This is a genomic window from Shewanella sp. HN-41 (assembly GCF_000217915.1).
Lineage (GTDB): Bacteria > Pseudomonadota > Gammaproteobacteria > Enterobacterales > Shewanellaceae > Shewanella.
The window spans coordinates 125366-151443 of sequence record NZ_AFOZ01000022.1; the positions used below are offsets into that span (position 1 = coordinate 125366).

Sequence of the window (26078 nt, forward strand, 5' to 3'; positions counted from 1 at the left end):
TACTAAAAAGTGCCCTTTAGCGGTTATTTATTCCAAAGCTTTGATTAATCTGTAAGCGGATACACCAACCTAGCGCACATTAATAGCATTTAAAGAGGACAACTGTTGAAATTTCACTCAACCACAAAGACTTAGATCCAGCCAATACTTTGTTTATCAAACTTAGTCGTTATAATAGCCGCACAATCCAGTCCGCTTTAGGTAATCCCATGCAACACAATACCAATGTTGACCCGCAGGAAATCGCAAAGTTTGAACGTATGGCCGAAACTTGGTGGGATCTCAATGGCGAGTTTAAGCCGCTGCATCTATTAAATCCGCTACGTTTGAATTACATCGACCAAACCGCAGGCGGTATTTTTGGTAAAAAAGTGCTCGATGTGGGTTGTGGCGGCGGTATTTTATCCGAAAGCATGGCGCGTATCGGTGCAGTGGTCGATGGCCTCGATATGGGCGAAGATCCCCTTGAGGTCGCGCGTCTGCATGCATTAGAGACGGGTGTTAGCATTGATTATGTGAAAAACACCGCTGAAGCCCATAGCCAAGACCATCAAGGTTATTACGATGTCGTTACCTGCATGGAGATGCTGGAGCACGTGCCTGATCCACAGTCGGTTATCCAAGCCTGCTGCGATATGGTTAAGCCCGGTGGGTTTGTGTTTTTCTCAACCATTAATCGCAACCTCAAATCCTTCGTAGAAACCATTATCGGCGCCGAATATTTGCTGAAAATGCTGCCCATTGGCACCCATAATCACAATAAATTCATTAAACCATCGGAGTTGATCGCCCTAGTGGATAATACGGATTTGATCTGCAAGGATGCCCTAGGCATTAGCTATAACCCACTGACGGGTATCTTTAAGTACACACCCAATGTGGACGTAAACTATATGATCGCCACCCAAAGGGCTGATTAAGATGAGCCTTGCACAGGTAAGAGGCGTATTATTTGACCTTGATGGTACGCTTGCCGATACCGCACCGGATCTTGTGCAGGCACTTAACTTAAGTCTGCAGGATGCGGGGATTGAAGCCAAACCCTTTGAATCACTTCGCAGCGCCGCATCCCACGGCAGTTTTGCCCTTGTCGATGCGGCTGTCCCCCATGCCAGTGATGCCCTTCGCCATCAACTTCAGCAGGGACTACTCGCCCACTATCAACGCATTAATGGTGACCAGTGCCAGTTATTCGCTGGCATTGCAGCCCTGCTCGATTGGCTCGATTTGCAGGGGCTGCCATTTGGCGTGATCACCAATAAACCCGCGCGCTTTACTCGGCCTCTATTGCAAAAACTGAATTTGCAACGGCGAATGGCGGTGATGATCAGCGGCGATTCAACCCTTTATGCTAAGCCCCATACAGCCCCTATGCTCCTTGGCGCGCAGCAGCTTAACTGCGCCCCTGAGCATATTTTGTATTTAGGGGATGCCGAGCGGGATTTACTCGCGGCCCAGGCCGCAGCCATGCTAGGTGGTATCGCATTATGGGGTTATCTATGCGAAGAGGATAATCCACACAACTGGCCCGCATTGGCGCAATTTGCTTCACCGCTGGCCGTACTCGAAGCTTTGATGGCTACACGATGATTGCATCGAGATAGTTTGTTCCCATGGAGACTGCTGTTTATTTTAGCGATCGCGATCCTTAGTGAGATCGCACAAAAAGTCCACATGGATCTTTCACACTAGTACTAAATTGAGCTTCAGGGTTAGCCATTACTAACACTCAAGCTTATCCTCAAGATATCCACAAGATACCCCCTGAATTCTAACTTGCAAATACGTTCAAACCTCACTATCTTGTATCTCAGATTATTTTAAACACCATATCTTGTGTATCGGTAGCAATCAGGCACACTAGAAACTCCCCGCTTAATTGGCTCTGTATTAACGAGCTAGCTGTATTTAAGGGACGTTTGTTGATTGTTTTACAAGGAAACGTACGGTGATCCGTTCACCGCAATAGATATCAAAAAACCAAGGCCTCTCTTCAATGAATAGCACTATGACAGTCACAAAACGCTGTGGTGAACGTGAGAACATCGATCTCGAAAAAATTCACCGCGTAATTACTTGGGCAGCCAAGGGATTAAAAAACGTTTCTGTTTCTGAAGTTGAACTTCGCTCGCACCTGCAATTTTTCGATGGTATCCACACAGAAGCCATCCACGAAACCATTATCAAAGCTGCAGCGGATTTAATTTCACCAGAATCACCGGACTATCAGTTCCTCGCGGCGCGTTTAGCCGTGTTTCATTTACGTAAGAAGGCCTTTGGTCAGTTCTCGCCGCCAGCACTGTATGATCATGTGACTAAACTGGTGGAAATGGGCAAGTATGATATGCACATTCTGCAGGATTACACCCATGAAGAACTCGATATTATGAACACCTATATCGACCATTGGCGCGATATGGACTTCTCCTATGCGGCCGTTAAACAGCTCGAAGGCAAGTATTTAGTTCAGAACCGTGTGACTCACGAAATCTATGAGAGCGCCCAGTTCCTTTATATTCTGGTGGCGGCCTGTTTGTTTGCCCGTTATCCAAAAGAGACCCGCCTGAAATATGTGAAAGATTTCTATGATGCGGTATCGACCTTTAAGATTTCACTGCCAACGCCCATCATGGCGGGTGTGCGCACCCCAACGCGTCAATTCAGTTCTTGTGTATTGATCGAATGTGGTGACAGTTTAGATTCAATCAATGCGACTGCATCTTCTATCGTGAAATACGTTAGCCAACGTGCAGGGATCGGGATTAACGCAGGCCGTATTCGCGCACTAGGTAGTCCAATCCGTGGCGGTGAAGCCTTCCACACAGGTTGTTTACCTTTCTATAAGTATTTCCAAACCGCAGTGAAGTCTTGCTCCCAAGGTGGCGTACGTGGTGGTGCAGCGACCCTGTTCTACCCCATTTGGCATTTAGAAGTCGAATCTCTGCTGGTATTGAAAAATAACCGCGGCGTGGAAGATAACCGTATCCGTCATTTAGACTACGGTGTACAACTGAATAAACTCATGTATCAGCGCCTGATCAAAGGCGAAAATATCAGCCTATTCAGCCCATCGGATGTACCTGGTCTATACGATGCCTTCTTCGAAGATCAAAACGAATTCGAACGTCTCTACCTGCAGTACGAGCAGGACAGCAGCATTCGTAAGAAAACCCTCAAGGCGGTGGAGTTGTTTTCACTGATGATGCAAGAGCGCGCCTCAACGGGCCGTATCTATATTCAGAACGTGGATCACTGCAACACCCACAGTCCGTTCGATTCAAAAGTCGCACCGATCAGACAATCTAACCTGTGCCTCGAAATCGCACTGCCGACTAAGCCATTGAACAATATCGACGATCCTAATGGTGAAATCGCGCTTTGTACTTTGTCAGCCCTAAACTTAGGGGCGATAAAAACCTTATCTGAACTCGAGCCTTTAGCGGATCTTGCCGTGCGAGCGCTAGATAACTTATTGGATTATCAAGATTATCCGATTAAAGCGGCACAAATTGCCTCGATGAACCGCCGTACACTTGGCATTGGGGTCATTAACTTTGCCAACTACTTAGCCAAAAATGGCATGAAGTATTCTGATGGCAGCGCTAACAATCTGACTCACAAGACCTTTGAGGCGATCCAATATTATCTACTTAAGGCGTCAATGAACCTGGCAAAGGAGCAAGGTGCCTGCCCGTTATTTAACGAGACCACCTACTCCCAAGGTATTTTACCTATCGATACCTATAAGCGTGACTTAGATAAGATTTGTAATGAACCATTGCATTTAGACTGGGAATCACTGCGTAGTGACATTAAGCAGTACGGTTTGCGTAACTCGACCTTGTCAGCATTAATGCCGTCAGAAACCTCGTCACAAATTTCAAATGCGACGAACGGTATTGAGCCACCACGTGGACTCATTAGTGTAAAAGCCAGTAAAGATGGTCAACTAAAACAAGTTGTACCTGATTTTGATACCCTAAAGGATAGCTATGAGTTGCTGTGGAAAATGCCAAGCAATGATGGTTACCTGCAATTAGTCGGTATTATGCAGAAGTTTGTTGACCAAGCGATTTCGGCCAACACTAACTACGATCCTTCACGTTTTGAAGGCCGTAAAGTCCCGATGCAGACACTACTGAAAGATTTACTCAATGCCTACAAGTTAGGTGTAAAAACGCTTTATTACCATAACACTCGCGATGGGGCGTCGGATCAACACGATGACATCACCAATCTAGAGAAAGAAGACGACGGTTGTGCCGGCGGCGCCTGTAAGATCTAGTCTTTAACGTTAACGGTTTTGCAGGGATCCCTATGGGGTCCCTGCCCATTGGAAAAATAGCATCATGGCCTACTCTACCTTCTGTCAAACACCCAACGACGCCACCCGTGAACCTATGTTTTTAGGTCAATCGGTCAATGTGGCTCGTTACGACCAACAAAAATATGAAGTGTTCGAAAAACTGATAGAAAAGCAGTTATCTTTCTTTTGGCGCCCCGAAGAAGTGGACGTCAGCCGCGATAAAATTGACTACAACGCCCTGCCGGATCACGAAAAACATATTTTTATTTCTAACCTGAAATACCAAACCCTGCTCGATTCGATTCAAGGTCGCTCGCCCAATGTGGCCTTTTTGCCACTGGTGTCGCTGCCTGAGCTAGAAACTTGGATTGAAACTTGGTCTTTCTCAGAGACCATTCACTCGCGCTCTTATACCCATATTATTCGCAATATCGTTAACGACCCTTCGGTCATTTTTGACGATATAGTGGTAAACAAAGAAATTTTACGTCGTGCAACTGACATTGCCGAATACTATGACCACTTGATTAAGCTGACCCAAGTATTCAACCTATTTGGCGCAGGTACCCATGTTATCGATGGCAAAGAATTAGTCGTTAATACTCGTACGCTGAAAAAAGCACTTTATCTGTGCATGATGTCGGTCAATGCCCTCGAAGCGATTCGTTTCTATGTCAGTTTTGCCTGCTCATTTGCCTTTGCAGAACGTAAACTAATGGAAGGTAACGCAAAAATCATTCGCTTAATCGCCCGTGATGAAGCCTTACACTTAAACAGCACCCAGCATATTGTAAACATTATGCAAGGCGGTAAAGATGATCCTGAAATGGGGGAAATTGCCGCGCAATGCCAGCAAGAAGCCTACGATCTATTCCTCAAGGCCGCAGAGCAAGAAAAAGAATGGGCAAAATACCTATTCAAAGATGGCTCTATGATTGGCTTGAATGAACAAATTCTGTGTCAATACGTTGAATACATTACCAACCAGCGCATGAAGTCGGTGAATCTGCCACAACCTTACCCGGAACTCACGAATCCATTACCTTGGATGAAAAACTGGTTGGAGAGTGACGCGGTGCAAGTGGCTCCCCAGGAAGTGGAGGTTTCTTCATATCTGGTCGGGCAAATTGACTCGGCGGTCGATGGTGATGAATTCCTCGACTTCGATCTCTAGGTAGACATACAGTGACAAAACCGAGTCACTTAGGCCCCCATTTGGCCAAAAGCCCCTTTGCGAAGGCGCCTATAGTGCGCCTTCAGGGCCAAGCTGTATTGCTCTTTACCGAGCAACAGGGATCCTTGTTACAGGCTCTCGAAGCGAAGAAAGTCAGCATGTTCTCTGAATGTCGCAGCGGTTTCTGTGGCGCCTGCAAAACCAGGATTATCAGTGGCAAAGTCAGCTACCTGAGTGAGCCCTTAGCCGAACTGGCTCACGACGAATGCTTACCCTGTTGTTGTGTACCTTCGGAGGATTTAGAACTCGATTTATCCCCCGAAGGGGCCACAGTTGTCACCTATGAGGCTAAAGAGTCACAGCTCGTGGCGCGCAGCCCCCATTCACCGACACTCAGCACTTTATCCCATAGCTCAAAGCAACAAGTATCTCCAAGGTTACCCGAAGTGTGTGAAGAATAACTTCTCGCGGGGTAAGGGTTAATTGAACCTCGTGGTACTCCTTTAAATGTCTTTTTTCGCCATCACCCGATGCAGCTCATTGACCTCTGTCAGCGCCGCGCTGCCATACCAAGGTAATAATTCCAATACTAGGCTGCCCGCTTGAATTGCAGGATCGGTTTCCGTTAAGGCTTTTGCTTCTTCAACCGTAGTAACGTCAAACACATAAATACCGCGTAATTCACCATCGTGTAAAAAGGGCCCCGCCAGCACTAACTTGCCCTCATTGGCAAGGCGGGTGATATTGTCCAAATGCGCCCGTTGTAATTGCTCGGCCTGTGCCTGTGTTCTATCCCGATTAGGGCCTCGCTTTAAAAATGCCATCACATAGTGCTTCATACCATATTCATCGGCACCGGCATTTTTAGCACGCTGCTCGTCAAACTCTGGAGTACTGTGAGCTGAAAAACTCACCATTAATGCACACAATAAACAGGTGATAAGGCTGATGGTGAGCTTAGTGTTGAAGACTGTGTTAATTTGCATAGCGAGTTCCCCCAGTGTCAGTTATTTAGTGCATGTTAACCTTAGCGTATTTGCAGCAACAATGTTGAAATGCAATAAAAAAGCCTGAGTAAGATTCAGGCTTTAGATACTCTATGGGTTCTCCAAATGACTATAAACGCATTGCCAGTTCGGCCCCTTGGCGAATGGCACGCTTAGCATCAAGCTCAGCGGCCACATCTACGCCCCCAATCAAATGGACAGGTAGTCCAGATGCATTCATCTCATCCACCAGTGTACGATTGGATTCTTGGCCTGCGCATAGGACAACATTGTCGACCGCAAGCACTTCGGGTACGTCACCCACTCGAATATGCAAACCCGCATCATCAAACTTGTCGTAGCTCACGCCAGTTTTCATCTTCACATTATGCTGTTTGAGCACAAGGCGATGGATCCAGCCTGTGGTTTTACCTAAACCTTTGCCCATCTTTGAGGTTTTACGTTGCAGTAAATACACCTTACGATGAAGACCATTGTCAGAATGAGGCTCTGTCAGACCACCCGCATGTTGGTAGGTTTTATCTATACCCCACTGCTTTAACCATTTATCGGGATTAAGGGTGCTTGATTGGGTTTCACATAAATAGTGGGCCATATCAAAACCGATCCCGCCAGCACCGATCAGTGCGACTGTCTGGCCAATATTCACCTCACCCGAGAGCACTTTTTGATAATCGACCACCCGTGGATCATCAAAACCAGGTAACACTAAATCCCGTGGGACAACCCCTGACGCTATCACTACTTCATCAAACTTTTCGGTCGCCAACACGCTAGCATCGAGGCGAGTATTTAATCTTAGGTCCACCTTATGCAGCTTAATTTGGTTGATAAAATAACGGATAGTTTCATTAAACTCTTCTTTACCTGGGATTCTACGCGCTAAGTTGAACTGACCACCGACCTCAGATTTCGCTTCAAAGAGCACGACGTCATGGCCACGCATGGCGGCATACACAGAAAAAGCCATCCCCGCAGGGCCCGCACCCATGACGGCAATACGTTTTTTATGGGATGTCGGTAGAAAATTAATTTCGGTCTCATAACAGGCGCGAGGATTAACCAAGCAAGTGGCACGTTTAAGGGAAAAAGTATGATCTAAACACGCCTGATTACAGCCAATACAGGTATTGATAAGCTCTGGCGTGTTTGCCGCGGCTTTATTCACAAACTCAGGATCGGCAAGGAACGGCCTCGCCATGGACACCATATCCGCTTGACCAGAGGCAATGATTTGCTCGCCAATCTCAGGTGTATTGATGCGGTTTGTGGCAATCAAAGGCACGGAAACCGATGCCTTTAGTTTTTCCGTGACCCAAGCAAAGGCGCCACGGGGCACGCTAGTCGCAATCGTTGGCACCCTAGCCTCATGCCAACCAATACCCGTGTTGATAATCGACACGCCCGCCTGCTCAAGCCACTTGGCCAGTTGCACAACTTCATCCCAGGTGGAGCCATTATCGACTAAATCGAGCATAGAGAGACGGAAGATAATAATAAAATCCTGACCTACTTTGGCACGAATGGCATTAACTATCTCTATCGGAAATTTAGCCCTTTGTTCAAAACGTCCACCCCATTCATCGCTGCGGGTATTCGTACGTGAGCTGATAAATTGATTAATTAAATACCCTTCAGAGCCCATGACCTCGACACCGTCATAACCTGCTTTTTTCGCAAGCGCGGCTGAGTTGGCGTAATCCTTAATGGTGGAGCGCACTTGACGGCTAGACATAGCCGATGGCGTAAAGGGCGTGATCGGCGATTTAATCTTGCTCGGCGCTTGGGAAAAAGGATGATAACCATAACGGCCCGCATGCAGGATTTGCATACAGATCTTACCGCCAGCCCCATGCACAGCTTGGGTAATGATCCGATGTTTACCCACTTGCCAAGGGAAACTTAACTGACAAGCATGGGGGGTTAATCTACCACGAAGATTAGGGGATATACCGCCAGTGACAATCAGGCCCACGCCGCCTAAAGCGCGTTCTCTGTAAAACGCTGCCAGTTTCTCAAACCCGCCCTTTTCTTCTTCCAAGCCCGTGTGCATTGAGCCCATAAGCACGCGGTTTTTGAGCTGGGTAAATCCCAGATCTAAGGGTTCTAATAAATGGGGAAACGACATTCAAACATCCTTTTTAAACAAGTGATTTAAATGAGCATACCTTGAGTCAAATCTAAGCTCAACCGTTGGTTAACCGCTGAAAGTTAAAAACCTTTACAATTGTACTTAGCCTGCGGCGGCATTTTCAGTTAGCATTAGCCTATTGGACTTATAAAGGAGTGGCAGATGTCCGCTAACCCATCGTTTTTCAAGAGAATATGCTTATTTATCTGGAATATCCTTAACGGGACCCGCAAGCTTATCCTCAATTTAATCTTTTTTGGTATTTTAGCCATTATTGTGGTGGCCATTAGCAGTAGCGAAGATATTCAAGTCGAAGACAATTCGGCACTGGTGCTCAACCTTGCAGGGACTATTGTCGATCAAAAGCAACAGGTTGATCCTATTGAGGCGGCCCTCAAACAAAGTAATAACGGCAGTGCCGATGGCGAAATCCTGTTAGCAGATGTGTTATATGTGATTGATAATGCAGCACAGGATAATAGGATCAGCACCATAGTGCTCGATTTAGCCGATCTAAAACGTGCCGGGATAAGCAAACTGCAATCCATAGGTGATGCGCTGGAGCGCTTTAAAGAAAGCGGCAAAAAAGTCGTGGCTATGGGTCATTACTATGAGCAAAACCAGTATTTCCTAGCCAGTTTTGCCGATACGGTTTACCTCAACCCCCAAGGCGCAGTCTCCCTTGATGGCCTAAGTCTCTATAGTTTGTATTTCAAATCGGCGCTCGAAAAACTCAAAATCAAGGCACATATTTTCCGTGTCGGCACCTTTAAATCGGCTGTCGAACCCTATATGCGTGACGATATGTCTGATGCAGCAAAGGAGGCCAGCAATGTATTACTCTCGGACATTTGGCAAAGTTATACTCAAACGGTAGCCTCGAATCGCAATATCGACGCCAATAGCCTTGCACTGAATGCACAAACCTATCTTAGTGAGCTCGATAAGGCCCAAGGGAATTCCGCCGCCATGGCGGTCAATATGAAGTGGGTCGATTCACTCGCTACCGACGAAGAATTCCGCAAGACCATGCTTGAGAGCGTTGGAAAAGCCAAAAGCGGTGATAGCTTCAAGCAAGTCAACTTCTATGACTATTTAGCCTTAGTGACCCCGCTACCTAACTTTGTTGAACAGGACAGCGTTGGCATTATCGTGGCGAGCGGCACTATCTTAAACGGCAGCCAACCCGCAGGACAGATTGGCGGAGACAGCACAACAGAGTTACTGCGTAAAGCCAGATTCGATAAGCATATCAAGGCACTTGTCCTACGAGTCGATAGCCCTGGCGGTAGCGCCTTTGCCTCTGAGCAAATCCGACAAGAACTGCTGGCATTAAAAGCCGCGGGTAAACCTGTCGTCGTGAGCATGGGCAGCCTTGCCGCCTCCGGTGGCTATTGGATTTCGGCCAGTGCAGATTATATCTTCGCCACGCCAACCACGCTGACGGGGTCGATTGGGATCTTCGGTATGATCACTACGTTTGAGGATTCCCTCGCAAGCCTTGGTGTGCACACCGATGGCGTATCGACATCGGAATGGGCCGGATTATCGGTTACTCGCACCCTATCACCACAAATTGAAGCCGTGATCCAGCGCCATATAGAGCGGGGGTATTTAGACTTTATCTCACTGGTGGCAAAAGAACGTAAAATGACGTTAGAACAAGTTGATACTATCGCCCAAGGTCGAGTTTGGAGTGGTAAAAAGGCGCTAGAACTCGGGCTAGTCGATGAACTCGGTGACTTAGATCAAGCGATTGCCAAGGCGGCAAAGTTGGCGGATCTAACCCTATTCGATACCCGGATTATTGAACAGGAATTAACCCCTGAGCAGCTATTTATACAACAGATGTTTGCCTCAGTGTCGAGCCACCTACCCGCTTCACTGGGCCAGTCTTCAATACTCGAACGCATGTTGGCACAGTGGACTGGCAGTTTAAAAACCATCGTTTCATTTAACGATCCAAATCATGTCTATGTTTATTGCGATAACTGCGCGCTCAATTGATCCCGTTGTTTGAGCCAAAAGACAGTAAACCACTGTGATAAAAGCCCGAACCTTCGGGCTTTTTTATTGGGTTTATGCCTGTTAAATCGTATAATTAACCCACTTGAAGCTAAGATAACGATAAGAATGACTAAACGCTCCATTTACGTCGCCTATACTGGCGGCACTATCGGGATGCAAAAAACCGATAACGGCTTTGTTCCCGTCGCAGGATTCCTGACTCAGTGTGTGCAATCCATGCCTGAGTTTTACCATGATGAAATGCCCTCATTCGTGATCCACGAGTACTGTCCGCTAATCGACTCATCGAATATGGCGCCAACAGACTGGCAGATGATTGCCGATGATATTAAAGCCAATTATCAAGACTACGATGGCTTTGTGATCCTCCACGGCACAGATACCATGGCATACACGGCGTCTGCATTATCCTTTATGCTGCAGGGGTTATCTAAACCTGTGATAGTCACTGGTTCGCAAATTCCCCTCGCCCAGTTGCGCTCGGATGGGCAAACCAATCTGTTAAACTCCCTGTATATCGCCGCCAATTATCCGGTGGCAGAAGTGTGCTTATTCTTTAATAATAAATTGTTCCGCGGGAATCGTTCGACTAAAGCCCACGCCGATGGGTTCGATGCCTTTGCCTCACCTAATTTTCCGCTGCTGCTCGAAGCAGGCATTAAAATTAATCTACGTGCAGGTAAAATTGCCGTCCCCAGTGATAAACCCTTAGAGGTCGCCAATATCAGTCCACAACCTGTAGGGGTGGTGACGCTATATCCAGGGATCTCAACTCAGATTTTCGAAAACATCCTTCAACAACCCGTTAAGGCACTCATATTACTGACCTTTGGTGTGGGTAATGCACCTCAAGATGCCGCGTTACTAAAAACCCTTAAACAAGCGGATGAGCGCGGCATAGTATTAGTGAATCTCACCCAGTGTTTCCAAGGTAAAGTCAATATGGGCGGCTATGCAACGGGTAATGCACTGGCCAAAGCGGGTGTGATTAGTGGTGCCGATATGACCATAGAAGCAGCTTTGGCTAAGTTGCATTATTTACTCTCTAAAAATCTACAACCGAATGAAATCAAGGCCGCTATGTTGCAAAATTTAGTGGGAGAGCTGAGCCCTGATTAAGGGCGATAGCTTAATTTAACGCATGTATTCCAAAGCAAAAAAGCCCATTTATATGGGCTTTTTAAACATTGCGTCAGTTCGTTTTACAGTTCTTCCGCTTTAAACTCGGCTATCGATTCGCCGCGAAATTGCTTTTTCAATTCCGCTTTTGATAGCTCATTGATTTTCCCACCCGCGGCAATGGTGAAATGCTCGGTCTGATTGAGCTTTCGCGCTTGATACATCATCACCACTTGCAGCGTTGATTCACGCTGGGCCTCACTCAATACACTGCCATCTTCCCACTTGCCTAACTCGGCGGCACTGCGCAGCCTTTCGTAGACTTCGAGGGGCATTTGGTCGATTACTTGATTAATGTCTGTCATACACTTTTCCGCTTATGCAATACGATTCTTACGCGCGTGATAAGATAACCCACAAAGCCGAACACAAAACACACTCCAGCGATATTCGCCCGCAGGCCTTCGGCGGGCTCACCGCCCCAAAACCAAATCACCACCCCAGCGATAAATAACGTCATAGCAACAAAGCTTTGATTCATTAAACTGCTGGATTTTTGTATATGGCTAATACGCGCTAAAGACCCATTATCCCCGTCGGTTTTTGCCTGACAGTGGGGACAGGATGATGCCTTACTCGACATACGTTTGCGACACACTGGACATTCAATTAATGCCATATCCGCCTCACCTATCTCAGCTTATCAACAACCGCCAGCATGGCGATTAACGAGGCTTCGCCTAAATAGCTACTGCGCTCAGGTGACCAGCCCACGAAGGGATCCTGTAGGTTGTTATTATCTTTAAACGGCATTTCCAGCGTATTAGATAAACAATCGAAGGTTTGTGCAACCCAATTTGACGCTACCGTCAGATTTGCTTGGCCGGGCTCATCTTTGGCATAACCAAATTCTGTTTGAAAATCGGCGCTGGCTAGGGTGAGTGCTTGGCTAAAATTCGCTTGTAGCTGTGCCAATCTGTCGTTATAGGCAGGCACACCTTCACACCCGGCGAGAAACACATAGGGTAAACCTTCATCCCCGTGCACATCGTAAAATAAATCCACGCCCGTTTGCTGCATCTTATTGACGACATGGTAAACTTCGGGGCTTTTTTCTAAGCTTGGGCTTTGCCATTCACGGTTAAGGTTAATGCCAATGGCATTGGTCCGTAGATGGCCTCTGACACTGCCATCGGGATTCATGTTAGCGACAATATAAAAGTTAGCTTTATCGAGCAGAGCCTTAGCCGTTGGGCAATCATTATCGAGCAAGCGATTCACTAGCCCTTCGACTAACCACTCGGCCATGGTCTCACCGGGGTGTTGTCTAGCGGTGATCCAGATATTACGTTTATCCGGATTACCATCGCCAACTTTCATCAGAGTGATATCGCGGCCATCTAATGTCAGACCTAGGTGTTCTAAAGTCACATCAGGGTGTAACTGGGCACTGCTGAGCAAGTCCAAGTGACGCTCATAGCTATAGGGTGCGAAGTAAGCGATTTGGATGGCATCACACTCTAACTCAAGCTGAATACTTAATGTGCCATCTTGGTATTGTGTCGGTACGCGAAACCAATGCTGGCGGTCGTAACTCGCAACTGCTTGATAGTCCTGCCACCCTTTGGGGTAAGATGCAGTGCCTGCGTTAATGATATTTAAGGTGTATTGATTACCCACTTCACCTTCAAATCGAAAATTAAACCATTGATAAAACTCACCGCCCGCATCTGGACGAATGGCAAGTTGGATATCATCTTTATTATCAAGGTTGACGACTTGGATATTTCCGCCATCAAAATTGGCACTGATCCGCATAATGATTCCTAATAGGTTATTCAAGTAAGGGCACGAGATGGCACTGAGCACATCTTATTTTATGGCCGATAGAATAAACCAAAAGCGCATCAGGGGAAAACGAAAGCCATAAAATTCGGCAAAGGCTAAATCAGTCGACCTTTTATTGAGCAACCAAGGCACATCTGCCAAGTCATATCCCTCACACCGTAAAACTGTACCCCTGCCCGCGCACGGTATTAATTAAATTACGCGGTAAACTTGTATTGGCTAATTTGCGTCTTGTGTTGCTAATATGCATATCTAAGTTACGATCAAAGCGACCCAGATCTTTTTGCAATACAGAACGTTGTAGCTCCTGCTTAGTGATCACTTGCCCCTTTCGCTCGAATAAATATTTAAACACTCTATACTCTGTTTGAGTTAAATCCACCGTGCGGTGACCGATAGTGATCCTGTAACTAGACTCATCAAAACTCACCGCACTCGCCGCTGTCGGCTCAAGGTGTGACGCCTTTGAATGAGCGGATATTCGGCGTTCGAGCGCATGTAATCGAACAATAAGCTCTTTAATACTAAAGGGTTTGCAGAGATAGTCATCGGCACCTAATTCATAACTTCTAATGCGGTCATCCTCATTATCACGCGCCGAGATCATGATGACAGGGGTTGAACATTCCCTAGCCTTTAACAGATCAAAGCCATTCATCTGTGGCATAACTAAGTCGAGCATGATGATGTCGGGATTAAAGGCACGAATGCCCGAAAGCCCCTCAAGGCCGTTAACGGCGCATTCCACGATATGACCTTGCGCCATCAGAGCATCCGTTAGCCAAGTTCTGAATAAGGGATCATCATCGATCAGCAATATTTTACTCATTCCTATTACCTAAACGAGAATCGATATCATTTATATTAACACGACTATAATGATGACTCTAGCCCTAATACAAGAGTAAAAATAAGTTTCCGCTAAATTGTGATCTTAGTTACAGCTCAAGTGACAAAATAGGAACTCAGTCCCTTTTTGTCCCATAAAAAAAGCGCCCGAGGGCGCTTTTTATCAAGTTAAGTCGATTGACCGAAACTTAAAACTTAACAGTTACACCACCGTAGATGGTGCGACCAATGGTGTCATAAACTTCTGGAACCGTACCGCCATCACTACCGTTAGATACAGTAAGTGGTTTTTCATCAGTAAAGTTCTTAACACCTAAGCTAACACTGGCCATGTCGTTGATGTGGTAAGTACCAGAAACGTTGTGGTAAATAATATCACCAACATTATTACCTTCAGCCAGATCACGCATGTCGCCGATGTAACGGTTAAAGTACATTACGCTCCAGTCGTCTTGACCTGCAGAGATACTGAAGTTGTTACGAACGCGGGCATAGGCACCGAAGTTACCATCGATAGTACCTGTGTAATCTTCACCATCTTGCTCGAAGTTCACCAGATACGTTGTATCGTTATTCACTTTCCAATCTAAACCAATTAGCTCGAAGCTATAGGCTAAGTTGAAATCGATACCACTTGTGTCCTGTGTACCTACGTTGGTTAACGCGTTAGTCAAGTTTTCTAAATCACCACCAGCACCGATGTTGAAAGTCTCACAAGCTGTTGCATCACCAGCATAACAAGCATCTAAACCAGCTTGCGTGTCCATACGCGCAATCGCGTTGTCCACTTTAAAGCGCCAGTAGTCTAATGTCACTGACATACCGTCAACATAGCTTGGTGAGTATACTAAACCAGCAGTGTATGACTCTGACTCTTCAGGTTTTAAGTCTGGATCTGATGTACGATTCACGAGGATCTGTGGATCTTGAGCATTGCCCCATGGATCGTCTAAATAATCGTATGAACCTGAGTTACCACCGTAGAGTTCACTTACGCTAGGCGCACGGAAACCTGTTGCCGCTACAGTACGAAGCATCAAGTCATCGGTTGCTGCATAAGTTAAACCGATTTTCCAAGTGGTTGCTTTGCCAAACGTTGAGTAATCGTCTAGGCGCAGCGCGAATTCACCGGTTAATTTTTCAGTAAAAGGTACGCTCACTTCTTGGAAAATAGAGATAACATTATAGTTACCATCTGTAGGATCTTGCTGAGCTGATGTGCTCTCGCCTGCAATAACCACTTCGTCCGGCGTGTAGAAACCGCTTTCACGGCGATATTCGGCACCAATTGCAAAACCGACAGCACCCGCGCTCAGATCAAATAGCTCACCATTTAAACCAGCAGACAATGTTTGCTGCTCGTTACCGCCTTTAGCATCTTCGGTGTAGCTTATGTCATTGATCATTTGCTGCGTTAATGGATCACCACTAAACCAAGCATCTGGGTTTGCATAGATAGAAGTCGTCATATCTGAAGCGTTGATAGAGTTTTCTACCGCAGTCTTCGCTTGGTTTTTACCATAGGTGTAAGTCACATCCCAGTTCATACCAGTATGGACATCTAAAGTGCCCGCTAAGCCACCAGATAAACGCCAAGTGTCAGTGTCCTGAGTATAAATACGAGGACCTACATCGTTAGTACGACGACGGTAGTTAACTAGACCTTTTTCATCCGCTGCAATGCCACCCGCAATCATAGCACTGTCTAATGTTACACAAGGAGCCCCAGCAGGAACACCAGCAGCACCACATACATTTAGCATAATATCAGCAGGTTGCGCAGCCATCTGCTGATTTGAACGGCGGTTGGTATAAATAGCGTCAGCAGTTAATACCACATCATTGCCTAACTCTTGAGTCATATTCGCGAATAAACTACGACGTTCACTCGGCGTTTGATAATAACTGTCTTGGGTAAAGTCATAACCGTATGAACGAGGTACCCAGTTACCGTTAGCATCTTGAACTTTACCGCCTAAGGTGCCTTCAGGAATAAATGAGCTTGAACCAGGTTCAGTCCAGCTACGATCACCTTGGATCACACTACGACGGTCTGAGTAAGCTGCACCAAAGGTGTAGTTACCACCATCGGTGTTGAAACCATATAATGCACTGACATCACCATTTTGGCCGTCACCTTTGTCGGTGCCGCTGCCGTTCATATCGAACTGGAAGCCTTCAAAGTCTTTCTTAGTGATGATGTTCACTACACCGGCGATCGCATCAGAACCGTAAACCGCAGAAGCACCGTCTTTCAGGATTTCAACGCGAGCGATCATAGCAACAGGGATAGAGTTTAAATCCACTGAACTGTCGGCACCTGAACCGGAGTTCACCATGCGACGACCGTTTAATAGTACGAGAGTACGTTGTGAGCCCATACCGCGTAAGTCAACCTGAGCAACACCGTCTGCGCCGTTGTTAGTGGTTGAACCAATCGCAGCACCTGCCATTGAGGTTTGAACTTGTAGCATTTGGTCTACAGAGGTGAAGCCTTCGGCTTTAATCGCTGCAGCATCAATCACGGTAACAGGAGAAGCTGTTTCCATATCTTGACGTTGAATACGTGAACCCGTGACTTCAATACGCTCAACTTTTGCAGTCTCTTCTGCTGCAAATGCGCTTGACGCTACAAAGGTACCAGCGGCAATTGAGCTAACGACAGCTAAATTAATAGCCGACGCAACTTTGGTTCTTTTGATCATGAATGAATGCTCCCTAGATCTTACTATTATTTTTATGCTTACAGCTTGTACAACAATTTGCTGTACGACTGTTGCGCTTGATACTGAGGATTCACTTTAATTCCGTCAACGCTCAATTTTTTAACCTAAATATTTTTATTGTTACAATGAATAACGCCTATTGTTAATTTGGTGTTTCAACAAAAGTCTAAACACCAATAATAAATCCTTTATAGATTCTTAAACTGTCAAAAAACCACAATACTAGTGATTAAATCTGTTAATAACATAACATTCCATAAACATATAAAGACTTCAAAAATGTGACATCGATCACACTTTTAAGGTTTAAAGGTATAGAGTCCACAACACATAATCTCGATTATTTATTAGGTGTTTATGCATATAAAAATATCCACACTCAGAGAAAGCCATACACACAAAGGAAAAAGCCTGTGGAAAATGATACAAAATGAATAATTTGTAATTTTTATGCACCCTAAAAGTGCGACAAACAAGTCATTAACAATTAAGATTCAAATTAAACAGCATGCAAGCTCTAAAAATCACAGATTAAAATGGTTGAATTTCAATCTAATTATGGAGGGGAAATAGACACAAATAAATCAACAGCACATTCATCTCAAAATATTTGCCTACAATATTAAATTTATTTCATCATTCACCGTCATTCATTAATAAATGTTAATCAATATTTATTGCTGAGTTGGAATATTAAACAGTATTTCAATAAACAAGTTTTCTATTCGCAAAAGCACCATCAAATTTAAGATAAAAAAATGGCGACCGAGGCCGCCATTTCTAAACAATACATTATCATTATGTTGGTTTTATCATTTCAAAGTGCTGATAAGCGCGCGCCGTAGCGATTCGACCACGGGGCGTTCGCTGAATAAATCCCTGCTGAATAAGGAAAGGTTCTAGTACATCTTCAATGGTTTCACGCTCTTCACCAATGGCGGCGGCTAAGTTATCTAACCCCACAGGACCGCCCATAAATTTATCGATAATGGCCAGTAACAGTTTACGGTCCATATAATCGAAACCTTCGTTATCCACGTCTAACAAATCCAATGCTTGTTCTGCCACATATTGAGTCACAGCACCATCATGTTGTACCTCGGCATAATCCCGAACTCGGCGAAGTAGACGATTGGCAATCCTAGGAGTCCCACGGGATCGTTTAGCGATCTCCAGCGCCCCTTCTTTATCAATTTCCAATCCCATCACCTGTGCAGAGCGCGCCACAATCGTGCTGAGGTCTTTAATATTATAGAATTCTAATCGCAGTGGAATACCAAAGCGTGCCCGCAGTGGCGAGGTCAAAGCACCGGCGCGGGTGGTGGCGCCCACTAAGGTAAAGGGGGGCAAATCCAACTTGATAGAACGCGCCGCAGGCCCCTCACCTATCATGATATCCAATTGATAGTCTTCCATTGCCGGATATAAGATTTCTTCCACTACGGGACTTAAGCGATGGATCTCATCGATAAATAGCACATCACCGGATTCGAGATTGGTAAGTAGCGCCGCCAGATCTCCCGCCTTTTCAAGCACTGGACCCGAGGTCGACTTGATATTCACTCCCATTTCATTGGCGACAATCATTGCCAAGGTAGTTTTTCCGAGTCCCGGTGGGCCGTAGATCAACATATGATCTAAGGCTTCGTTACGATTCTTCGCCGCTTGAATAAAGACCTTCAGCTGTGCCCGAGTGTCATCCTGCCCCGTGTACTCATCGAGCAATTTAGGTCGCATAGCCCTATCGATAACATCATCTTGCGCTTGTAACTGTGGCTGGATCAGTCTATCTGCCTCAATCATCTACATTTTCCTATTACCAGATCGACAATATGGCGGTTGTGAAACCCAATGACATACCTCATCAAAGCATCGACTTTAGTGCAGCCTTAATCAGGGTCTCTGAATCCATGCCCTCTTGATAGGCTGCAGCAACGGATTTACTCGCCTGCACAGGTTTATAACCCAGTGAAATTAAGGCTGAGATAGCGTCTTCTTCTGCACTATTTACCGTGGGTGCAGGAGAATAATTCGACTGCAGCACAAATTCCCGTTCAGAACCAGCGGAGGCTTCCATCAAGCTCTTGAGCTTATCACGCATTTCCACTAATAAACGCTCGGCCGTCTTCTTACCTACTCCCGGTAATTTAACTAAGGTCACTATATCATCACGCTCAACACAACCGACAAACTCCGATGCCGTCATGCCAGAAAGAATAGTTAAGGCGAGTTTTGGCCCAACACCATTGGTCTTGATCAGTAAGCGAAATAATGCCCGTTCCTGCTTAGTGATAAAACCGTAAAGTAGCTGGGCATCCTCGCGCACCACAAAGTGGGTGTAGATCACAGCTTCATGGTTAATTTCAGGTAATTCGTAAAAACTGGTGAGGGGCATTTGTAACTCGTAACCCACACCATTGACATCAATCAGTATTTCGGGTGCTTGTTTTTCAACTAACACGCCACGTAAACGACCTATCATCTGTACCGTCCGTATGTTCTCGCCGTTGCTCGGCCACTTAATGCGATTAAACTCTGACTGGTGTGATAATGACACACTGCAACGCCAAGTGCATCGGCAGCGTCAGCCTGGGGTGCGGCGGGTAATTTCAGCAACTGCTGGATCATATGCTGCACTTGCTCTTTCTTCGCCCGTCCAGTCCCCACCACGGCACTTTTAATCTGAGTGGCACTGTATTCTGCCACGGGCAAATTCGCCACGGTAGCAGCAACGATGGCAGCCCCCCTTGCCTGGCCCAGCTTTAACGCCGAATCGGCATTTTTTGCTAGAAACACCCGCTCGATGGCAAATTCATCCGGTTGATATTGGCGGATAATTTCACTTATGCCATCAAAAATTTGCTTGAGTCTTTGGGGTAATTCTTCACCCGATGTACGAATACAACCACTGCCTAAATAAATCTGGTGTCGCCCCTGACACTGGATCACGCCGTAGCCTGTGATCCGTGAACCTGGGTCAACACCTAAAATAATTGCCATTATGTGCCTTATATTGGACAGAAAAATGCCAAAGTGATCCAATGCTAACATGTCACACGATCGGGATTAACCTAAGCTTGCCATGACCTCATCGGAAATCTCGGCATTGTGATACACCTCTTGCACGTCATCATGCTCCTCGAGTGTATCGATAAGGCGCATAAATTTCTCCGCGGTTTCGGCATCAAGCTCAGCCTTGGTCGAAGCGATCATCGAAATTTCCGCATTCTCACTGGTAAAACCCGCCCCATCGAGGGCATCTTTTACCGCGTAAAATTCATTAGGATCGGTAAACACATCGATAGCGCCATCATCGTAGCTCACGACATCCTCGGCACCCGCCTCGAGGGCCGCATCCATCAGGGCATCTTCATCGGTTCCCGCCGCATAGGAAAGCACGCCGCGTTTCGTAAACAGATAAGACACTGAGCCATCGGTGCCTAAATTACCACCGGATTTACTAAAGGCATTACGCACACCACTGACGGTGCGATTGCGGTTATCCGTCATAGTTTCGACCATCACAGCGGTGCCACCAGGGCCATAACCTTCGTAGATAATAGTCTCGAGTTGCTGACCTTCTAGCTCACCGGCACCACGTTTAATCGCACGTTCCACCGTGTCTCGGGTCATATTGCCACCCAGCGCTTTATCGATGGCAACACGCAATCGTGGATTGGAATCGGGATCTGAGCCGCCTTCACGGGCGGCAACCGTTAGCTCACGGATAAATTTGGTGAACAGCTTACCGCGTTTGGCATCCTGTGCCGCTTTGCGATGTTTAATATTGGCCCACTTACTATGACCTGCCATGGGAGATCTCCTTTAGTCATAGCCATTGCACATCTTATCAATAGCCGAATATCTTACTGACTGGCAAAGATCCCATTAGGCTTCGATAACACAAGATATTGATAAGAAATGAAATGACAAGATGATAAAACAAACCGAGGCCAGCGCCTCGGTTTTTGAAACAACAAGCTAAAAACTATGCTTCCGTTTTAACGGTTTTCTCTACTACCGCAATACCTAATTCAGCTAACTGCTGTGGATTAGCAAAACCTGGCGCATTGGTCAGCGGACAAGCGGCTGTGGTCGTTTTTGGGAAAGCCATCACATCACGAATCGACGTCGCTTTGGTCATCAGCATGATGATGCGGTCTAAACCAAATGCTAAGCCCGCATGCGGCGGAGTACCGTAACGCAGCGCTTCTAACAGGAAGCCGAACTTCTCTTTGGCTTCTTCGTCGGTAATACCCAGAATACGGAATACCGCAGACTGCATTTCTTGATTGTGGATACGTACCGAGCCACCACCTAATTCGCAGCCGTTTAATACCATATCGTAGGCATCTGAAACGCGATTTGCTGGATTAGCTTCCAGTTCTGCCGCCGTTACACCGCGTGGTGCAGTGAACGGATGGTGAACCGCATGGAAGCTACCGTTGATCTTCTCAAACATTGGGAAGTCAACCACCCACAGTGGACGCCACTCACCTTGCAGTAAGCTAAAATCTTCGCCCGCTTTAAGACGCAGTGCGCCCATAGACTCGGCAACCACAGTCGCTTGGTCAGCACCAAACAGGATAATATCGCCAGTTTGCGCGCCAGTGCGGCTCACAATTTCATTGACTATGCTTTCGTTTAAGAATTTCAGCACAGGTGATTGAATGCCCTCTAAGCCAAGGCTTAGGTCATTAATCTTCATCCACGCTAAACCTTTAGCACCATAGATGCCAACAAACTTAGTGTAATCATCGATTTGCTTACGTGAAAGTGCAGCGCCACCTGGAATACGCAGTGCAGCAACTCGGCCTTCTTCATCGTTAGCAGGACCTGCGAATACCGCAAATTCGACTTCTTTCAATAAGTCAGCAACATCTACCAACTCTAATGGGTTACGTAAATCTGGCTTATCTGAACCGAAACGGCGCATCGCTTCGTTATAGGTCATGCGAGGGAACTCGCCGAGATCGACGTTCAGCATTTCAAGGAACAGACCGCGCATCATTTCTTCAGTCTTCGCCATCACTTGCTCAGACGTCATAAATGAAGTTTCAATATCGATTTGGGTGAATTCTGGCTGACGGTCGGCACGTAAATCTTCGTCGCGGAAGCATTTAACGATTTGATAGTAACGATCGAAACCTGACATCATCAGCAACTGTTTAAATAGTTGTGGTGACTGTGGCAAAGCAAAGAACTGACCTTTGTAGGTGCGGCTCGGGACTAAATAATCGCGGGCGCCTTCTGGGGTCGCCTTAGTCAGGATCGGCGTTTCAATATCTAAGAAGCCGTTTGAGTCCAGGAAACGACGCACAGCGCTCGTCACCTTAGCACGGAACATCAAACGCTGCGCCATTTCTGGGCGACGTAAATCTAAATAACGGTACTTAAGACGTTGCTCTTCACTGTTGTTCTGATAATTATCCATGCTCAGTGGCAGTGGATCGGCAGCATTGATAATCGTCAAGGCCGTACCTAAGACTTCAATCTCACCCGTCTTCATTTGACCATTGACTTGGCTGTCAGGACGGGCACGAACGAGACCTTTTACCTGAACACAAAACTCGGCGCGCAGCGTGCTAGCGACAGCGAACACCTCTGGCAAGTCTGGATCATAAACCACTTGGACCAGACCTTCTCTGTCTCTTAAATCTAAAAAGACAACGCCACCCAAATCACGGCTACGATTAACCCAACCTACCAAGGTAACTTCTTGTCCAACGTGAGACTTATTGACGTCTCCACAATAATGACTGCGCATCTAACTCTATCCTTTATCCGGAAACCGGTGCTTTGGAAATAATCAAAACGAGATAAAAGCGGCATTATAGTCAAATAATGCCGATTACCAAAGTACTTCACTCTTAGGCGGTGAAGTATCAAACAGTTTTACGCCCTTGACTAGTAGCGAACGCACTGTCGACGAATAAGCGTTCAAAAAAACATCAGCCGAGGCGATAGCAACGTCCGCCCGCACTTTTGGCCTGATACATTAACTGATCAGCCTTTTTCAACAATCCGATAGCAGTATCGCCATCACGGGGATAGATCACCACGCCTATGCTAACGGCAATGTCAACATTGACCCCTTCTATGGTGAAGGGACTTGAGAGTGACTGCAGAATATTATCAGCAACTTGGGTAGCCGCATCGAGATCTTGCACACGATTTAGTAGGATCACAAACTCATCGCCACCAAAACGCGCAACCGTATCAGAGCCGCGTACCGCCTTGCTCAACAAATGCGCGACTCGCACTAACAGCTCATCCCCAATTGGGTGTCCGTAATGATCATTGACCAGCTTAAATCCATCCAAATCGACAAATAACAGGGCGAAATGGATCTGTTCCCTTTGGTGTGATAACAATGCCTGGGATAAACGATCATCGAGTAAGGCACGGTTAGGTAACTGAGTTAGTGCATCGTGGCTCGCAACATACCGCAGGCGCTTTTCCGCCGCAAGACGACGGGTAATTTCAAGGTTGAGCCTTCGATTAACAGCCAACACCGCAACCATTACGACAGATAATGCCAACACCCCGAAGAGTAAATAGCGCAACCATTTTACATATTGGCTGTTATCAGTCTCCACTGCGAAAGACACCCAATGGGAGTAGATCTGTTGCTGGCGCCTGGCATCGATCTGCGCAAGCACTTTATTAATAAGTGGCACTAATGGCTTAAACTTAGGGTAAACACCAATGTGGCTGTGCTGATCGGCTAAGTCACTCAGAAGTGACATCTTAAGTGAAGGGTATTGGCCCGCTTTAAGCTCAGAGGCCAAGGCCACGACTTTATCGATAAACACATCGGCATGACCATTTGCCACGGCGGCAAGCCCAGCTTGAGTATCAGAGACAAGCACAAGTTTAAGTGAAGGCTGCAGCGCCATAAGTTGGGCGACAAGGTGATAGCCCTCCACCACTGCAACCCTTTGTCCTGCTAATTGGGCAATATTAAAAACTGACACTTGTTCTAGTTGGGACACTAGCCCCCAAGGTGATGGCCAATAGGCATCACTGAAGGCCAATCTTTGTTGACGCTCCGCGGTTTGAGCCACACTGCCCGCCATGGCTATCTCACCCTTCTGCAGAGCCTGAATTAGACCATGCCAATCATTGAAGGCGACGGCAGTCAGCTTAAGCGCTAATTGTTCTTGCAACAGCTTGGCCACATCACTATTGATCCCTGCAAAGCCCCCCACCTCATCGGTAAATTCCATAGGAGACCATTGCTTGAGATAACCTATTTTGACTTCCCCAAGCCCTTCGATGTAAGCGCGTTCGGCAGGGGTTAAGGTGATGCGACTATGGGTAGCTTCATTGAAAATATGATCTTTGGGATTGAGCATCCATTTTTGCTCAATATTGGCAAACTCTTGGGAACTGATGCTGCTAAAACCATTTGCTATCCGCTGAATCAGCCCAGGATCATCACTGCGCGCTAACACATAGGTATTGGTCGAGAACTCGAGATCGGGATATTGATAAAATTCGGACCATCCTTTGTTGAGCAGCAAATAATGCGAAGTCCAAGCGCCCGCAGCCACAAATCCAACAATTTCGCCTGCCCTCGCTCCCGCGATCATCGCATCCATAGTGTCATAATAACGTAATGACACCTCTGGCAAGGATTTCCTCAGGGCGACAAGGTAAGGTGACGTCGGCACAACCCCTATGCGTTTGCCCTTTAACTGGCGTAAATCCGCTAATTGCTGTTGATAGAGGAATAAACGGCTCTTCACCGTGTAGAGTTGCCATGCACGACTGAGCCCCGTTTTAAGCTCATCACTTTCAGGATAACCAATGTGTGCATCGGCCAAGCCTTGGCGGACATCATTCACGCTGGCATTCATATCACCGGGGATAAAATCAATATCGATACCGGTTTTTTCAGACCACAATTGCCACATGTCGACATATAAACCGTGGGGTAAACCATCAACACCGAGATCCACAAAGGGCTCGACGCCAAGCTGCATCGCGATCACTAGTCCGTTTTTCTGACTATGATAGCCAAGCCAGCGACGTTCAGTCTGCTGGATAAAATGAGGATCTAACGTCGTAAAACCCTGGCTAATCTTATCGAGCAGGGCTTTATTACCTTTGAGCACGGCAGGAACAAACTGCATCGCTTTAATTTCGAGCCGTGCAGTAATAGGGAAGTTGGCCGAAATATCTTGGGATGACGAAGGGTCTTTCAAGTATCCCTCAAGCCCTGCAAATACCACAGTCTCACCCGATGAGACACCCGCGAGCAGTTTTTCACGACTTTCATAACGTTTAAAGACTAACTTTGGCTCGAGTCGGTGCAATTCCGCTTCGTGGGAAGAGCCTGCGACCACCCCAATTTGATAGGGAACCAGCTCCTTGATCGATTTCTTACCCTGCAAGGATTTGTGCAAATATAAATAAGTCCTCACATCAGCAATCGGGATGGCAAAATCAAATATCGCTTCACGTTCAGGGGTTTTCCCCATGCCTAAATGGACTTGGGCTTTGCCTTGCTGCAGTTGTTCGAGTGATTCATGCCAATGGCGCGCAACAAAGACGACGTCAGTATGGGTCTGCTTAGCCCATTCTTTCCAGAGATCCACTAATAAACCAGTAGGCTCACCGTCACTATCGACATACTGATAGGGAAAGCTATCTTCTCCCATTACCACCACAAGTGGCATAGATGACGCATTACTGGCCTGTCCAGCCATGCTCCAAAAACAGCAACACAAGATCACAATTAAATGGATCACTAACTTCAAGTTGGGTCCCTAGTACCTGATGTACATGTAGCAATTTTGTTATCCGTGGCATATTAGACAAAAATTTATCACAAATTACTAGCCTGAGACTTGCTGCTAATCAATGGGATTCGTTAAAATGCCGG

At 46.4% G+C, this 26078-nt stretch carries 20 protein-coding genes; 7 read left to right on the plus strand and 13 right to left on the minus strand.

Annotated elements, in window-relative coordinates; translation table 11 throughout:
- The first annotated feature begins 209 nt into the window (after window positions 1–209).
- From ubiG to yfaE, 5 genes are all read left to right on the plus strand, one after another.
- A complete protein-coding gene (gene ubiG / locus SOHN41_RS08640; RefSeq protein WP_007647853.1) occupies window positions 210–920 on the plus strand; it encodes a bifunctional 2-polyprenyl-6-hydroxyphenol methylase/3-demethylubiquinol 3-O-methyltransferase UbiG in 711 nt (236 codons plus the stop codon).
- Window position 921: 1 nt separating this feature from the next.
- Window positions 922–1590, plus strand: coding sequence for an HAD family hydrolase (locus tag SOHN41_RS08645; RefSeq protein WP_007647855.1), 669 nt, complete (start codon window positions 922–924; stop codon window positions 1588–1590).
- Window positions 1591–1996: 406 nt separating this feature from the next.
- Window positions 1997–4285 carry a class 1a ribonucleoside-diphosphate reductase subunit alpha gene (gene nrdA / locus SOHN41_RS08650; RefSeq protein WP_007647857.1) on the plus strand — a complete coding sequence of 763 codons (2289 nt, stop codon included), beginning with the start codon at window positions 1997–1999 and terminating at the stop codon, window positions 4283–4285.
- Between the two features lie 64 nt (window positions 4286–4349).
- Window positions 4350–5480: a class Ia ribonucleoside-diphosphate reductase subunit beta gene (gene nrdB / locus SOHN41_RS08655; protein WP_007647859.1), complete on the plus strand. Its 1131-nt coding sequence runs from the start codon at window positions 4350–4352 to the stop codon at window positions 5478–5480.
- A gap of 11 nt (window positions 5481–5491) precedes the next feature.
- Window positions 5492–5941 carry a class I ribonucleotide reductase maintenance protein YfaE gene (gene yfaE, locus SOHN41_RS08660; RefSeq protein ID WP_007647861.1) on the plus strand — a complete coding sequence of 150 codons (450 nt, stop codon included), beginning with the start codon at window positions 5492–5494 and terminating at the stop codon, window positions 5939–5941.
- Between the two features lie 42 nt (window positions 5942–5983).
- Here yfaE and SOHN41_RS08665 read toward each other — a convergent pair whose 3' ends face one another.
- Both SOHN41_RS08665 and SOHN41_RS08670 read right to left on the minus strand, forming a co-directional pair.
- A complete protein-coding gene (locus SOHN41_RS08665; protein ID WP_007647865.1) occupies window positions 5984–6466 on the minus strand; it encodes a YciI family protein in 483 nt (160 codons plus the stop codon).
- 130 nt (window positions 6467–6596) lie between these two features.
- The gene (locus SOHN41_RS08670) at window positions 6597–8615 is read right to left on the minus strand and encodes an FAD-dependent oxidoreductase (RefSeq protein WP_007647867.1); all 2019 of its coding nucleotides are present in this window, start codon (window positions 8613–8615) and stop codon (window positions 6597–6599) included.
- 165 nt (window positions 8616–8780) lie between these two features.
- On the opposite strand from SOHN41_RS08670, the gene sppA reads away from it, so the two are divergent.
- On the plus strand, window positions 8781–10625 hold the full coding sequence (sppA, locus tag SOHN41_RS08675; protein WP_007647869.1) for a signal peptide peptidase SppA: 1845 nt from the start codon (window positions 8781–8783) through the stop codon (window positions 10623–10625).
- A gap of 126 nt (window positions 10626–10751) precedes the next feature.
- Complete coding sequence (gene ansA / locus SOHN41_RS08680; RefSeq protein ID WP_007647871.1) at window positions 10752–11765, plus strand: asparaginase; 1014 nt, start codon at window positions 10752–10754, stop codon at window positions 11763–11765.
- Between the two features lie 83 nt (window positions 11766–11848).
- Here the strand turns inward: ansA and SOHN41_RS08685 are convergent, their stop codons facing one another.
- From SOHN41_RS08685 to SOHN41_RS08735, 11 genes are all read right to left on the minus strand, one after another.
- Complete coding sequence (locus tag SOHN41_RS08685; RefSeq protein ID WP_007647872.1) at window positions 11849–12130, minus strand: YeaC family protein; 282 nt, start codon at window positions 12128–12130, stop codon at window positions 11849–11851.
- Window positions 12127–12444, minus strand: a complete 318-nt coding sequence (locus SOHN41_RS08690) for a hypothetical protein (protein WP_007647873.1) — start codon at window positions 12442–12444, stop codon at window positions 12127–12129. The genes SOHN41_RS08685 and SOHN41_RS08690 overlap by 4 nt, the downstream gene beginning before the upstream one ends.
- 11 nt (window positions 12445–12455) lie before the next feature.
- Window positions 12456–13583 carry a M14 family metallopeptidase gene (locus SOHN41_RS08695; protein WP_007647874.1) on the minus strand — a complete coding sequence of 376 codons (1128 nt, stop codon included), beginning with the start codon at window positions 13581–13583 and terminating at the stop codon, window positions 12456–12458.
- 181 nt (window positions 13584–13764) lie between these two features.
- Window positions 13765–14442, minus strand: coding sequence for a response regulator transcription factor (locus SOHN41_RS08700; protein WP_007647876.1), 678 nt, complete (start codon window positions 14440–14442; stop codon window positions 13765–13767).
- Between the two features lie 208 nt (window positions 14443–14650).
- Complete coding sequence (locus SOHN41_RS08705) at window positions 14651–17167, minus strand: TonB-dependent receptor plug domain-containing protein (RefSeq protein WP_007647877.1); 2517 nt, start codon at window positions 17165–17167, stop codon at window positions 14651–14653.
- A gap of 819 nt (window positions 17168–17986) precedes the next feature.
- The gene (gene ruvB, locus SOHN41_RS08710) at window positions 17987–18991 is read right to left on the minus strand and encodes a Holliday junction branch migration DNA helicase RuvB (protein ID WP_007647879.1); all 1005 of its coding nucleotides are present in this window, start codon (window positions 18989–18991) and stop codon (window positions 17987–17989) included.
- Between the two features lie 61 nt (window positions 18992–19052).
- The gene (gene ruvA / locus SOHN41_RS08715; RefSeq protein ID WP_007647880.1) at window positions 19053–19670 is read right to left on the minus strand and encodes a Holliday junction branch migration protein RuvA; all 618 of its coding nucleotides are present in this window, start codon (window positions 19668–19670) and stop codon (window positions 19053–19055) included.
- Complete coding sequence (gene ruvC / locus SOHN41_RS08720; RefSeq protein WP_007647883.1) at window positions 19667–20188, minus strand: crossover junction endodeoxyribonuclease RuvC; 522 nt, start codon at window positions 20186–20188, stop codon at window positions 19667–19669. The genes ruvA and ruvC overlap by 4 nt, the downstream gene beginning before the upstream one ends.
- Before the next feature lie 66 nt (window positions 20189–20254).
- A complete protein-coding gene (locus tag SOHN41_RS08725) occupies window positions 20255–21001 on the minus strand; it encodes a YebC/PmpR family DNA-binding transcriptional regulator (RefSeq protein WP_007647884.1) in 747 nt (248 codons plus the stop codon).
- Between the two features lie 175 nt (window positions 21002–21176).
- Entirely contained in the window at window positions 21177–22955 is a 1779-nt protein-coding gene (gene aspS / locus SOHN41_RS08730) for an aspartate--tRNA ligase (protein WP_007647886.1), read from the minus strand.
- A 184-nt stretch (window positions 22956–23139) separates the two neighbouring features.
- On the minus strand, window positions 23140–25953 hold the full coding sequence (locus SOHN41_RS08735; RefSeq protein ID WP_007647888.1) for a diguanylate cyclase domain-containing protein: 2814 nt from the start codon (window positions 25951–25953) through the stop codon (window positions 23140–23142).
- Window positions 25954–26078 lie beyond the last annotated feature (125 nt).

Bases quoted from the DNA above. Each gene is read 5' to 3' on its own strand.
- SOHN41_RS08665 (WP_007647865.1), bottom strand. From the start codon at position 6,466: ATGCAAATTAACACAGTCTTCAACACTAAGCTCACCATCAGCCTTATC.
- ruvA (WP_007647880.1), bottom strand. From the start codon at position 19,670: ATGATAGGTCGTTTACGTGGCGTGTTAGTTGAAAAACAAGCACCCGAA.
- SOHN41_RS08725 (WP_007647884.1), bottom strand. From the start codon at position 21,001: ATGGCAGGTCATAGTAAGTGGGCCAATATTAAACATCGCAAAGCGGCA.
- SOHN41_RS08690 (WP_007647873.1), bottom strand. From the start codon at position 12,444: ATGGCATTAATTGAATGTCCAGTGTGTCGCAAACGTATGTCGAGTAAG.
- SOHN41_RS08645 (WP_007647855.1), top strand. From the start codon at position 922: ATGAGCCTTGCACAGGTAAGAGGCGTATTATTTGACCTTGATGGTACG.
- ubiG (WP_007647853.1), top strand. From the start codon at position 210: ATGCAACACAATACCAATGTTGACCCGCAGGAAATCGCAAAGTTTGAA.
- sppA (WP_007647869.1), top strand. From the start codon at position 8,781: ATGTCCGCTAACCCATCGTTTTTCAAGAGAATATGCTTATTTATCTGG.
- SOHN41_RS08695 (WP_007647874.1), bottom strand. From the start codon at position 13,583: ATGCGGATCAGTGCCAATTTTGATGGCGGAAATATCCAAGTCGTCAAC.
- SOHN41_RS08670 (WP_007647867.1), bottom strand. From the start codon at position 8,615: ATGTCGTTTCCCCATTTATTAGAACCCTTAGATCTGGGATTTACCCAG.
- nrdA (WP_007647857.1), top strand. From the start codon at position 1,997: ATGAATAGCACTATGACAGTCACAAAACGCTGTGGTGAACGTGAGAAC.
- aspS (WP_007647886.1), bottom strand. From the start codon at position 22,955: ATGCGCAGTCATTATTGTGGAGACGTCAATAAGTCTCACGTTGGACAA.
- ruvC (WP_007647883.1), bottom strand. From the start codon at position 20,188: ATGGCAATTATTTTAGGTGTTGACCCAGGTTCACGGATCACAGGCTAC.
- SOHN41_RS08705 (WP_007647877.1), bottom strand. From the start codon at position 17,167: ATGATCAAAAGAACCAAAGTTGCGTCGGCTATTAATTTAGCTGTCGTT.
- ansA (WP_007647871.1), top strand. From the start codon at position 10,752: ATGACTAAACGCTCCATTTACGTCGCCTATACTGGCGGCACTATCGGG.
- SOHN41_RS08685 (WP_007647872.1), bottom strand. From the start codon at position 12,130: ATGACAGACATTAATCAAGTAATCGACCAAATGCCCCTCGAAGTCTAC.
- SOHN41_RS08700 (WP_007647876.1), bottom strand. From the start codon at position 14,442: ATGAGTAAAATATTGCTGATCGATGATGATCCCTTATTCAGAACTTGG.
- nrdB (WP_007647859.1), top strand. From the start codon at position 4,350: ATGGCCTACTCTACCTTCTGTCAAACACCCAACGACGCCACCCGTGAA.
- ruvB (WP_007647879.1), bottom strand. From the start codon at position 18,991: ATGATTGAGGCAGATAGACTGATCCAGCCACAGTTACAAGCGCAAGAT.